At 52.2% G+C, this 13,435-nt stretch carries 8 protein-coding genes; 3 read left to right on the top strand and 5 right to left on the bottom strand.

All coding sequences use genetic code 11. The features are described 5' to 3' along the window. The first annotated feature begins 301 nt into the window (after nucleotides 1–301). Nucleotides 302–4,114, top strand: coding sequence for a CDP-glycerol glycerophosphotransferase family protein (locus SPHS8_RS17760; RefSeq protein WP_201516663.1), 3,813 nt, complete (start codon nucleotides 302–304; stop codon nucleotides 4,112–4,114). 2 nt (nucleotides 4,115–4,116) lie between these two features. Further along, nucleotides 4,117–4,584: an adenylyltransferase/cytidyltransferase family protein gene (locus SPHS8_RS17755; protein ID WP_201516662.1), complete on the top strand. Its 468-nt coding sequence runs from the start codon at nucleotides 4,117–4,119 to the stop codon at nucleotides 4,582–4,584. A gap of 20 nt (nucleotides 4,585–4,604) precedes the next feature. Here SPHS8_RS17755 and SPHS8_RS17750 read toward each other — a convergent pair whose 3' ends face one another. From SPHS8_RS17750 to SPHS8_RS17730, 5 genes are all read right to left on the bottom strand, one after another. After that, entirely contained in the window at nucleotides 4,605–5,252 is a 648-nt protein-coding gene (locus SPHS8_RS17750; protein ID WP_201516661.1) for an ABC transporter ATP-binding protein, read from the bottom strand. Beyond that, on the bottom strand, nucleotides 5,249–6,031 hold the full coding sequence (locus SPHS8_RS17745) for an ABC transporter permease (RefSeq protein WP_201516660.1): 783 nt from the start codon (nucleotides 6,029–6,031) through the stop codon (nucleotides 5,249–5,251). Before SPHS8_RS17745 ends, SPHS8_RS17750 begins: the two co-directional genes overlap by 4 nt. Beyond that, a complete protein-coding gene (locus tag SPHS8_RS17740) occupies nucleotides 6,031–7,194 on the bottom strand; it encodes a capsule biosynthesis protein (protein WP_201516693.1) in 1,164 nt (387 codons plus the stop codon). Before SPHS8_RS17740 ends, SPHS8_RS17745 begins: the two co-directional genes overlap by 1 nt. A gap of 236 nt (nucleotides 7,195–7,430) precedes the next feature. Further along, on the bottom strand, nucleotides 7,431–11,087 hold the full coding sequence (locus SPHS8_RS17735; RefSeq protein ID WP_236575255.1) for a glycosyltransferase: 3,657 nt from the start codon (nucleotides 11,085–11,087) through the stop codon (nucleotides 7,431–7,433). 28 nt (nucleotides 11,088–11,115) lie between these two features. Next, nucleotides 11,116–12,069, bottom strand: coding sequence for a phytanoyl-CoA dioxygenase family protein (locus SPHS8_RS17730; RefSeq protein ID WP_201516658.1), 954 nt, complete (start codon nucleotides 12,067–12,069; stop codon nucleotides 11,116–11,118). A gap of 442 nt (nucleotides 12,070–12,511) precedes the next feature. Here SPHS8_RS17730 and SPHS8_RS17725 point away from each other — a divergent pair, with 442 nt between their 5' ends. Next, a complete protein-coding gene (locus tag SPHS8_RS17725; protein WP_201516657.1) occupies nucleotides 12,512–13,381 on the top strand; it encodes an FkbM family methyltransferase in 870 nt (289 codons plus the stop codon). The last annotated feature ends 54 nt before the right edge of the window (nucleotides 13,382–13,435 follow it).

The following is a 13,435-nucleotide window of genomic DNA, read 5'->3' as shown; positions in this document are numbered from 1 at the left end:
CATCGCTTATAGAACGTTGCTAGGCTGCGGCACTGCTTGCGGCGCCGTAGGGGGCCCCACATCCTGCTCCTCGATCATGCCGATGGTCTGTCCTCGGTGAAACGGCTCTTCCTCATTCGTCTGCTCCTTCGAGGGGGGCAGCCCCTACATCACAATGAGAGACGTCCCGGAGGGGCGGGCAAGAATCCAATCAAGCATATCAGATTGTTACAGTTGCATGACATGCCTGCACTCGGCTATCAACTCTCTAATTTGACTAGGCCTTCGGAAAGGAGGTTCAAGCATTACAAGCAGGGACGTGATGCAAAATAGCTACAAAAGGTTGGGGACAGGGCTGAAGAAATTCGGGATCGGCGTTTCTAATATTATTCGCTATCGTGAGAGTGCCCACTCCATCATCTCTATATCGCAATTATTTGATACAGATTATTATCTGACGCAATATCCCGACGTTGCCGAAGCCGGGGCGGATCCAGTCCGCCATTATATCGATCATGGCGCGGCCGAGCTTCGCAACCCTTCCGCACATTTCAACACCCAGTTCTACATTGAGGCCTATCCTGACGTCGCTCCGTCAGGGATGAACCCGCTGGCCCATTACATCCAGATCGGGAAAGCCGCGAAGAGGTGGACCTCTCATAGGCTGGCTGTTCAGGAAAGCGGCTTCTTCGATCCGTCCTATTATCTCGATAATAATCCAGAGGTTGGCGCCTCAGGCCTTTCGCCGATTGACCATTACATAACCCACGGGTGGCGCCAATGGCGCAACCCAAGCGCCTCCTTCGACTTGATCTGGTATGCGCAGGTCTATCTGGGCAGCAAATGGACCATCGATCCCCTGTTCCATTATGTCGCCACCGGCGTAAAAAAGGGGCATTTGACGCGCCCGGCACTCCCAATTTCATTCCGCCCTGCCACAAGCTATCGCAGGCGGGTGGGCAAGCCGAAGCGCATCTGCCTGTTCGCCGGCTATGATCCGGACGGGCTGATCGACCCGGTCGTCGTCGAATATATTACTGATTTGGCGCAGCACGCGGATGTCTATTATCTGGCCGACTGCCATATCGCGCCTAATGAACTGGCGAAGCTCGAAAATCTGACGAAGGGCGCATGGACGCAGCGGCATGGATGCTATGACTTCGGTTCCTGGTCCATGCTCGCCCAGCAGCTGGTCGGGTGGGACCGTATCGACTGCTATGACGAGCTGATCCTGGTTAATGACAGCTGCTTCCTCATGCGCCCGCTTCAGGACGTCTTCTTCGAAATGGACGACCGCGACTGCGACTGGTGGGGGCTTCAGGCGACCAAGGGCATTGCAACGACATTCGCCACGCAGGCGCTACCCGAGACAATCGACCTCGACACGATAAAGAGCGATTGGCTGGCGCGCTTCGAGCATCAGCCCATCTATGATTTCCTGGTCGGCTCCTATTTCCTGGCACTGCGCAAGCCGGCCTTTTCAGATCAGCGCGTCCGCGATGCCCTGAATGGCGTTGTCCAGGAGAGCGAAAAGCTGCATGTCATACGGAAATATGAAATCGGCCTGACCCGGCTGCTCATTTCACAAGGATATGATTTCGATACCTTCATCAGGAAGGTTTATCCGCATCAGCCCGTTTTCACCGAAACGGCCTTCTCCCTGATTAGTCAGGGGTTCCCGCTCCTTAAAAAATATCATCTTGTGGAAAATCACTATCAGTTGCCGAATCTGGGCGACTGGAAAGAGAAGGTCCAAACAGCAGGTATTTCCAAAGATCTTTCTGTTTATGACCAAAATCTGCGGCGCACAGGCGACAACTCGAAGATATTCCTTAACCAGGATATCGAATTGCTGAATATAAACCCGCCTTTTTCAAATGAGGAATTAAAAGAATTAGACGGACAAGCCCCGAAATATGATGATTGGTGGGCATTTCCGGTATGCGCATATAATCATTTATTCGGTGACAATATCAGGGCTCTGTTTGAAGAGGTTAAGAATGATCCTTCTATAAAAAAGATTATCCTCACGCGTTCAAAGCCGGTCAATGTCGACGGCGTCAACGTCGTTATTTTACCACTTAATAGCCGGGAAGGGCAATTCTACCTCCTGCGCGCTCGCCATATCTTTTTGAAGCATGGGGTTGAATCGAATCTGGGGGTTCGGCTGTCGCCGAATCTTCATCGCTTTCATAATCTTTGGCACGGAATTCCGCTCAAACGCATTGGATATGCGTCATTGGACAACCAGCACCGCCTCAAGGTGGTGGCGGAACAAAATAAGCTCCTCACATCCGTCATCGCCGCGTCGCAGATCGATCGGAACGCCATGGCGTCCGCCTATTGGCCGCTTACCGTCAATGACATCTGGGTCACCGGTTTGCCGCGTCATGATCTTATCATGAAGCAGGAAAGACTTTTACCTGATGACCTGACAGAACAGCTGGAACTGCTGCGCGTCCTGTTGAATGGCAGGAAGCTGATCCTTTTCGCGCCCACATTCCGTCACGACCAACAGGATGGATATTACGCCTTCTCCCCTGAAGAGCGGGACGCGCTGGCTTCATTGCTAAAGCGCAACGGCTATGTGATGGGCATACGCGAACATATGGCCGATCGCGCGCGCCAATATTCAAGCCGCCTCTATGGCGAGGATTTCCTGGCCCTGCCCGAAACCCTGTTCCCGTCGGTAGAAATCATCCTGCGGGAAGCCGCCGTTGTCGCGACGGATTATTCCAGCATTTTTATCGACTTCCTTCTAACTGGAAGGCCTGTCGTCAGCTTCGCCTATGACTATGATCGCTATGCCAATAGCGAAAGGGGCCTTTTCTACGATCTTGAATGGTCTTTCCCAGGGAAGGTCGCCAGGACATTTGACGAACTATATTCCTCCATAGAAGACGCCATGAAGGGCATGAGCGATTTCGATGTCGCCATGTACAATCATAAAAGACGATTGTTCATCGAACATCATGATGATCAAAATTCAACTCGCGTCATCGAGCGAGTTCTCACTACAAACACGGGCAGCTCGACAATCTTCGATATCAATGATTCCTGCCATGATGCTGCGTTCAAGAATAATATATTGTGGGCGTTTGATCCCGAATCCGATGCCTCAGCACGCTACCGCATATTCAATCTGGCGTCTGACCTGGATAATATGGGCTGGAATAGCCGGATCATTGCCGGCGAGAACCTGACCATAGATCAAGCGGCCCAGGCAGACGTCCTGATATTCTGCGGCGCTGTCATTACCGATCAGATGCTGGATCTCGCCGAGGGTTTTCGACGGTCCGGCAAGAAGGTCGTCGTCGATATCGCCGACGTTTCAGTCGATGCCGAACTACTTAAACAGGCCGCATTCTACAAAATAAATCCTGAACGACAGCCGGCAATGCGGCTGCAGTCGGCAAATCTCAGGAAACTCATTGAATCTGCAACGCACATCACAGCTGCAACACCGGCCTTGGTCGACCTGCTGGAAAGGAGGGGCTGCCCGGCAAGCCATGTCCCTTATTCGCTGAGCGCCGCCACCATCGCTCGCTATTTGAAGGGCAGGCCGAAGTACCGGAACGACGTGATCCGCTTCTGCTATCGCGCGGATAATCTGGATCATGGCTCCGACCTTCAAATGCTGCGCACCCTCGAAAGCGGGATCCGTTCAGAGGTCGAGGACGTGGAATTTCACATAGTTGGCATGCCTAATGAGGCAGCAGGGTCGGCGGTTTTGCCCGAAGGATGGGTCCGCCACCCTCATTTGAGCCATGACGCATTCCACGAGCTGCTCGAGGAAATGGACATCTGTCTTGCGCCTCGCCCGGCAGACGCGCTTCACCAATGCGAGCTGGGCTTTTTTGAGGCCGGATTGCATTCGGTTCCCACCATCGCCTCTCCGCCGTGGGCGTCGAGCACGACCCGCATGCAGGATGAAAATAATATCCTAGTCGCGCGAACGCCCGACGACTGGGCTCGGTCCGCCGTGAAGTTGGCGAAGGATGCCCGGTTGCGGGAGCGCATAGGGTCGGCGGCTCGCGATACGGCGTTAAATGATTTTTCCTCCCGAAATATAGCTCATCTATACCTTCAAAATGTTCTTAATGATAGCAGTAACGCAAACATCAAAGGGGCCTAATAATGGTAACAGTTATTACATATGGGACATTTGACCTTTTCCATTTTGGTCATGTTCGCCTGTTGAAGCGTTTACGCGATTTAGGAGATAGGCTCGTCGTCGGCTGTTCAACTGACGAGTTCAATAACTTGAAAGGGAAGAAGACGGTTGTGCCATATGCGCATCGGCGGGAAATTCTTCTGTCGTGCCGGTATGTCTCTGACGTCTTTCCCGAAGATAATTGGGAACAAAAACGGCAAGATGTAATAAGGGAAAAGGCCGACATATTTGGAATGGGCCATGATTGGGCGGGGAAATTCGACGATCTTTCCGACTTGGTGAAGGTAGTGTATCTGCCGCGAACCGACGGCATTTCCACAACCGAGATAAAGGATTTGATGCGCGCCGCTCAGCCGTCCACTTCGCCCATCAGTGCTGGATCAGACGAACAGATTGATCGGGTTGCGGCTGCCGGTTCTCGCTCAGCCTGACCTGAATTGTTCTCGAAAGCTTACAGCGCCGCGTAAACCCGGAGCGCTTCCTGCACATCCTCATAGACCGTCGCGATACCATCATGAAGGATGATCGCGCGGTTGCAGTAGCGCTCGATAAAGTCCGCACTATGCGAAGCGAGAAGCAGCGCCCGGTCCTGCCGTTTTTCAAAAAACTCGGCTTGGCATTTCTGCTGGAAGTTACGGTCGCCGACCATGATGACTTCGTCGATCAGGTAGCATTCGAACTCGATCGCCAATGTGAGCGCGAAGGCTAGTCGGGCGCGCATGCCTGACGAATAGGTTTTGACCGGCATCCGCAACTGGCGCCCCAGTTCGGTAAATTCCTCAATGAAATCGCGCATTTCATTATATGGCTTGTTATAGATGCGTGCGATGAAACGGGCATTGTCATAACCCGTCATACTGCCCTGAAACCCGCCATTGAACCCCAATGGCCAGGAACAGCGCATCGAACGAACGACCTTGCCGGAGGTTGGCATTTCCACCCCTCCGATCAGCTTGATCAGGGTCGTCTTGCCCGCTCCGTTCCGTCCCAGAAGGCCGATCCGGTCCTGTGGATTGATGGTGAAGTTCACGCCCCGAAGGACGGTCTTGACCTTGTGCCCGCTCCGGTAGCGCTTGTGGACATCCTGACAAACGATCATCCGATCACCAGTGTCCGGCGTATCCGGCGGCACATGATGAGACCTATAACAAGGAAACATACCGAAACGGTGAGTGCCTTGGAAACGTCGTAATAAGGCTGCACCACAGAACCAAACAGGCCATACCGCATCAGTTCCACCCCACTCACCATGGGCGACCACATTAGAAAGGAACGCGCATCAGGGGCGAGCCAAGCGACAAGATTGAATGTACCCGAAAATGGAATGGCAATGTAGGTGGTAACCGGGATAAACTTTTCGACTAATTCAGAGACCTCGGACAATGGCGCAATAACAGTGCAGATGGATAAAACGAACAGGGAATAGATGCCCCAACCCGCCAGCAGATATCCCAAGTCGTGTGGCATAGGAAAAAGTTCAAAATATCCCAAAACGGCGGCAATGAAGACGAAAGCCATCATTGAACCAATCACCTCAATCAGCACACGAACGAAAATAAAATCCAGAATCTTAATTTGGCGATGGTATAGAAGTGCGCCATTTGCGACAAATATGTTCGCCGATTTACTGACCGAATGGCGAAATAATGTTAATGGAATATAGCCGCTGATCACAAAGGCAACCACGCTTATACCATGCAGTTCGGTACCCTTCATGAAGGTCCAGACGACCCCGACTAGCCCAGCGAACATGAGCGGCTCTGCCATGAGCCACAGAAAGCCGATATTTTCACGTCCAAAGCGTGTGGTGAGTTCGCGGATCATCAGCGCCTTCACAACGAGCATCTGAATGCGCAATCCGTCTTTCAGGCGTTTCATCAGTCTTCCGGTGCGTGCTCGAGAATGCCGACAACCAACATCCATCCAATCAGATAGAGACACAGACTGGTGAAAATGACCGTTAGGATTTCCTTGAGCCGTGCCGGCAGGAGCGCATCGTCAGGCTTGTTTGGTTGAACAACGCGCTCGAGGTAATAGTGCTGCTTCAAAGCATCGGCTCGAGCCTGTTCAAGCGAGGCATTGGCTGCAGTCAGCATCTGGGTAGCAAATTCTTGTTCGACCGCCAGATTTTCATATCCACTCAACTTTGAAGCGATGCCTGTCGGGGTACCCACAGCGCGGCCCGTCTGAGACGCGATTTGTTCAGATAGCGCGGCGATGCGCTGGCGCAGGGCGGGAATAGAGGGGTGGCCTGGCGTAACCCGCTGAACTTCAGCAAGCTGGGCGCGGAGAGCGGCCTGTTGCGCGATCAAATGGTTGGAAACCTCCAGCACGCCCATTCCTTGCTGCTTAGGATCGAGCAGTTCGGATCTATTCCTGTACTGGCCTAACTCAACGCGCGCTTTGCGAACCCGAGATTCAGCCGCTGCAACGCGATCCGTGGCCTCTTGGATCGTTTTAGTATTCGCTCTCTCGTTCAGCCGATTGACGAGCCCCTCGCTCAACTGCAGCAGGTTCTCATTCAGAACTTGGGCTTGAGCTGGTTCAAAGGTGCTAACCTTCAACACCGCCATCCCGCTCTCATGATCGAGACGGGTCTCCATCATGGATCCGTAATAATCATAAAGATTTTCAAAGTTATCTTTATGAAACAACAGTGGAAATCGGCTTATCCGGTCAGCTGCAGGGGACATGAAAATCCCCCTAACATCCACACGCTTGCTCAGATCCCGCAACGCATCACGCGAGCGAAGATAATCCATAATCTCCTTAGTCTGCTCCTGGCCAGGAGATAGCCCTGTGGTCTGTATCAGACCGGCGAGCGAGGAGATCGAACCCGACTTGCGGTCCGGTGATTTGATGATGAAGCGAGATTCCGAGACATACACGTCCGATGCGATCAATCCGAAATAGATCGTCGCCAGCAGAGATGGAACAATCACGAACAAGCCAAACCAACGCCAACGTTTCAGGCGCTCAACGATCTTGTTTGGCCGTGTTGCCTCTTCAGCCTGAAGCTGGAGCTGAGTATCGTAATGCATATCCAACGCTGACTTCCTCCGGCCAAAGAGGCCGGTTGCGGCATTAAGCGGTTACCCCTCCTCGGACAAGAGTGGACTGCCGCAACGCTAAAGACCAGGGACGGGCGAGCCATCCTAGACGGATACTGTGGCAACCGGCGTCCACCCTCATAGGCGATACGACCATTTGGGGGTTCCCGTCCCTTGGCCCTTTCTCGTTTCACGATGAAGACCCGATAGGAATCGGACGGATCACTCTAAAATATTGATCTATATATACTATATAGTTCGACCGCTTGATCAGCCATGCTACGCACTTCCTTTGAGCGACGGGGTGGCAAAGAACGATATCTATTAGGATCAGCATCGATCTTCTCTATTACCCGGCGAAAATCCCGGGTGGTGGTGACATCAATGACATACCCGTTCAGGTCATCTTCGATTTCCTCGCCGATTGCGCCCCGATTTGAGGCCACCACCCACAAGCCACTGCGGAGAGCTTCCCGCGTGACAAGACCGAAGCTCTCCGGCCAGGTAGATGGCGCAAGCAACACATCAAGTTGACCATATAGCTGCCCGACCTGCGACTGCGGGAACGGAGCCGTCAGCGTCACGGGAGTTGCACCCCAGATCGTATTCACTGACTGCGCAGGCTCCAGCGTCCCATCAACCATCGTCAGATGCACATTATGAAAGTTGCCGCGTCGCAAAGTTGCTTCAATCAGCGACGCGCCCTTATGCGCGGATCTGCCTCCCACATGTCCGAGCGCAACGCGGCCGTCCTGCCGCGGTGAACGCACCACTTCTTCAAGGGGAGGGGTCCCATTTTCGACTACCCGGAGCCCGGTGATGCCTGCGTCTGCATAAACTTTGGCGAACGGGGCTGAAACAGCCAAATTGACCGCTGATTTCTGAAGCAAGGATGCCAGGCGCTGACGCCGTGCGATGGACTGGAGGCGATCGGAACCGCCGGCGGCCGTCCCCAAGATATCGGTACTTGGCAGCTGTAGCAGGCCGTCCTTGTCCACCAGAAACTGGTGATCGGACACCCACCATGCATCGTGCAATGTGACAAGGTAGGGAATTCCTCGGCGCAGAGCCACTTCGACGATCGTGGCAGTCAGACGCTGGATGCAATGGAAATGTATGATGTCTGGCTGGAAATGATCCAGAACGCGTTCAAAGGGTTCGGCATGATCCTCATTGAACGGTCGCCAATCCATATCGGCTTCCTGCGGCGTCGAAAGGCGATAAACCGGAACGCCATCCTCGGAGCTCATGTTCAAACGACCAGGGGATGTGCCCCCATCCTCCGAGCAGAATATCCCGATTTCCAAACCTGGATATTGGTCCTTGAAAATGCGGACGTTATCCTCGACCACCCGGGTTGCTCCACCATAGCTTTGAGGAGCAAAGAAGACATGACAGATGAGGATCCGGAGCCTTTTTTCGGGACCCTGTACCTTATCCGCACTGGAACCGCCGAATGCCTCCTTGAGTGTCTGAGCCGACACCTCAAGATCATAGTCTCGCAAAACCTTTCGCCGCGCTTCTGCCCCGATGGTCGCACGCAGTTCCGAGTCCGTTATCAACCGCTCCAAGGCAGATTGCCAGTCTTCCGGAGAGTTTGCGACCAAGCCGTCAATACCGTCCTCTACGACCTCGCGATAGGTGCGCGTCCCGCTGAGGATCGAAGGGATTTGCAGAACGGCAGCTTCCATCCATTTGATTTCACTCTTGCAATCGGCGACTTTTCCAGGTTCCAAAACGGCAAGATTGATGTCGCAACCGGCAAGCACCGACCAATAGGCAGTAACATCGGGAATAAACGCGTAGGTGATGATACGATCACCCATAGCAGCCAGATCCGAATTTAGCTTGAGGTGACCGACTATCACTAGGTCTACATGCGGGTACCGCTCCATTAGATTCAAAAGCGAGGGTGCAACCAACCTGTTGAAGTCGGCATTATGCGCTTTGGTACCCGATCCATAAAAGATCCGCACACGCCCGCTTTCATTACGGATCGGGTTAGCTCCCATTGTAATTGCTGGAATATTGCGCTTATCCAGTCCGTTGCGAATAATGATGTTAGCATCAGTAGACGTAACAAGCTGCATCTGCTCGGCCAAAGCCGGCGTTGAGGCAATGCTCCCTTTGCTCATCGACATTGCATAACGGAACAGCGGCACGCCAAACTGTAACCCTGCATATTCGGCGATGGAAACCTGCCCCTCGAAGGATTGAAATGGATCAGGGTAAAAGCCAGAGTCAAATATTAGATCATCTACTTCATAATATGTATTCAGCCCTAACTTATTCGCACATAGAATAGCACGTAATATGCCCGGCACTGCTGCGACACGATAGAATATCGCAGCTCTCGCGCCGACCAATTTGTCTATGAATTCCTGAGCGTCATAATGCGAAAATATTTTGACAGGAATACCAGCTCTTTCGAACTGTAGCGCCTTCTGCTCGATGCGATAGTGTGTGCATTGCCGCAGATCGTCATTGGCTAAAATCGCCACATAGCCATTCTTATCCCCTCCAACAGGAGCAGGAAGGCAGTCTAATTCTGTGTAAATTGCCTGAATTTCATTCAATGTGTCGGTGAGAAGCTCATCCACCGCTTCCCGTTTCACGAGACCGGATTTCCCTTCTGCGATTTCCCGATATAGCGCGTGCGCTCGAGCACTCTGATGATCGAAATAAAGCTGGATAATTTCATGAAGCTTGCGACCGAACTCAACTTTCTGTCGCCATGTCGGCCATGCCTTGCGCAGCACGTCGAAGGCTTCTGAAAACTTTTCCCGCGAGGCATGGATGCTAGCGGCATGAAGGAAGGAGCCAATCGGTGCTCGGCCGATGGCGATCGAGGCGGTATAGGCTTCTAGCGCATCGGGGATGGCACCCAACTCACGATGTGCATCGCCCAGGAGGCACAATGGTTCGGCTGCAGGAGCGAGCATCGTGGACCGGGTAAATAAAGCAACGGCTTTACGATGGTCGCCAAGAACCAATGCTCGCCGCGCGATGCGGTCCAAAAGCCAAGACGCATCTAACCCCATAAGATCGATGTTAAGAATTATCTTGTGCGCCGAAGCATTGAAAAGCGCTATCAGGGCTCGGCTTCGAGTAGTAGCCCGCGGCAGTCCGCTCCGACGGATAAAAGCCTGCCAATCGAAAGAAAGAGGATAAGGCAGCCCACCCAGATAGGAGGCCAGGAACATTCCCTCATTGGGAGCGACATTTGCTGGAAATCCTTCGGCGAGCCAGGCTCTGTACAATTCCGCATCAGATTTTTGGTTGTGAGACGGCAGCATCTCATTTTTGCGTACAAAATCTACGTCAAAAATATAATCAAAGTTGATAGGCCATATTTTTTCTATTCCTACTGAGCAGAATAAATCTATCGCCTCCTCACGAGATAAAGGAATATCATCGATGTCTTGACCGCACCAAGAAATAAAATCTGCCGCAACAAACGCAGACTTCCATTTTTCTTCGTCAGGAATTAACGCTTGTCCGTTTCCATTTTCGGGAAACCGACAAATTCTACCTTCTTTCTTTCCATGTTTTACATAGTGGAAAAATAGGTCTTCATCATTATCAAACCTATAAGACAGATCCTTATTATAGAATTTATAAGCAGCAACATCGAATTCTCTCTTGATACTGGAATCAGCAAGAGACATTCCTTTGATATAATCAGACTCGTTTGGGAACCTTCCTTCTTTCTTTCCGTGCTTGATGTAGTGCTTGAGTGCCTGCCCCTTTCCTCTAATCATCTTTAAATCATCATAATGAGATAGATAGAACTTGGCGTCAAACCCCTTTGCATATTTGCTTACCGCAAACTTATAAATAAATTTACGTGCTATCCTCAAAGTGATATCCCCCGAAAAAAGCATCTTCACCAGCAAAAATAACTAAATATATTTAGCCCCTCATCTTCTTTACTAATCTTCGTCGGAAAGTTTGACGCGCAGGTAGCTCTATCTTTCGAGTAGGATTTTCTACTATCTCACCCAAATATTTGTTCAGACGTGGCATGCCGTCGCTGATCGCTACAAGATCGCGCAGTTGCAAGCGGCCAAGCACTTCATCGGAAAAGGCGGGCGTATAATAGATGCAGTCATCGAAATAATAATGCGTCACCTGTGACCAGCGAGTGAGCCGCGGGTCTACCTGATGGCTACCGCCATGAAGCAGGTTTGCGCACCAGATCAGCGCCTGCCCCTTTCGCGCCAGAAAAGTTTCCTCCTGCGTACCGTGCGCTTCACACAACGCGCGCCATGCGGGCCCGTAAGGATCCTGCGCCGAACTCAGATCTCCTCCGTAGCCCCGGCGCCCAATCAGCGCATTCGACATAATCGGCCAGCGATGCGATCCGGGATGATAAAATAACGGTCCCGCGTCCGGATCAACATCCTCCATTGCCAGCCAGACACCGCACATGAACCGCTCAGGCAGACTGGAAAAATGGACTGAGTCCGAATGGGCGTCCTGTTGCGTACCGACCGGAAAGTTCAGCGTCTGAAACGGAAAAGCGTGGCGGCCATAAAGCTTGCTTAGCAGATCCAGCACCGCCTCGTTCGAGGCAATCGCGCGAACATCTTCGTCAAAGCTCCAGGCATCCTGGACGCGCCGCTCACCCAGGGTTTTGTTGCTTTGTGGATCATCGAAATCGATCCCGTAACGAGGGGCAAGGCTACGCTTAATTCGCTCAATCCGAGCATCAAGGTCCACATCCGGAAAGTCGAACACCGCATAGCCCTTTTCGTAGAGGCTACTGGCGATCTCCTCCTCTTCCTGGGTCAGTCCCTGCGATGCCTTGAGCATAGGAAAAAGCGGAGACTCGATCAGCGGCAAACCGGGGAGGACATTGGTCACGGCGTACTAAGCCTTTCTGGCAAACAAGGTGGGGTTTGCTTAATCATTGCCGCTGACCTAGACCACGCTTTGTTTCACACGGTCAAATAGCATTCTTGCCACACGCCACGAACCACCGGGACCCTGGCCAACATCCTTCAGGATGCTGGCGAAGTCATGTCTTACGGGTGGCCCGGTAGCATGAAGGTGAAGGGGCCACCAACCGGAGAATTTTTAAAGCCCACTTTCGCTGAGAATGAATGACCGGTGACATCTAACATACCCACGGCATAGTCCCCCCGCCCCTCGCTGCCGGATAAGGCGGATTGAGGTAGACAGCATGTCGGGGCGGTAATAGCGGCGCGCGAAGGCCTACAAGGGCAGCCGCTATCTCTCCCATCCAACATCGCTTGCGCTTTCGATTGGATTTAGCCATGAAGTCATCAATAAATCGGAGATTCCAATGAATCTGCTTCAGCCACTTGGCGTGCTTGATCCTCATTTCAAAGACAAGATTGCTGACTTTCGGAGATTGAAAGCGTCTGCAGCGCCGGATGTTTACGATATGGATTTTTATCACGCCCGAACGGAGAAGCCATTTTACGGACACGTAGAAATTCAGAATGACGACACCAAACCATTCTTCATGTATACAAATAATGATGACATTATTGCAGAATTTTATTTGTGGTACGGCCGCAATGGTTACGAACGGACTACAATTCGTGAGTGGGTAAGACGGGTAAAAAGCGCCAAGGTTGTTTTTGACATCGGCGCTAACACGGGCATCTTTTCCCTTCTAAGCTGTTTCGCAGATGAACAGCCAAGGGAAGTGGTAGCTTTCGAACCCACTTTTCGAGCCTGCGCCAGGGTCTTTGAGAATCTCAATGCCAATGGGATCGTCGATCGCGTGAAGGTTGAAAAGGTCGCTCTCTCCAACCAAGCGGGGACGATTGAATTCATGCACTATGAGAATGCGACCCGTATCAGCTCTGGTGCAAGCTACGTTGAAGGGGCGAGTCATTTCGCAGTTCACTTTCGGGAACTATGCGAGCGCATCACGCTCGACTCTTACATTGAGCAGTCCGGGCTCATACCCGATCTTGTGAAAATCGATGTTGAGGGCGCCGAAATTGATGTAATGGAGGGGGCGAAGGACCTCATCGCCCGGCGGGCGACATCCTTCATCATAGAAGTTATCCCCCAAACCGCTGACGCCGTTGTGCAGCACTTCGACGGCTACAAGATATTCATCTTGGATGATCATCTAAATCGGGCAGTCGTGTGGAATGGCGAGATCACCCACCACGTCAACCTTCTTATTGAACCCTAAACTGAACATGCGCTCCGTTTAGTTTGCGCCACCATCCAGCGTCGCTTGAACGTT

It is taken from the genome of Sphingobium sp. S6, assembly GCF_905120495.1.
Lineage (GTDB): Bacteria > Pseudomonadota > Alphaproteobacteria > Sphingomonadales > Sphingomonadaceae > Sphingobium > Sphingobium agri.
The sequence above is the reverse complement of the archived record's forward strand: the minus strand, read 5'-3'. Positions and strand labels throughout refer to the sequence as shown.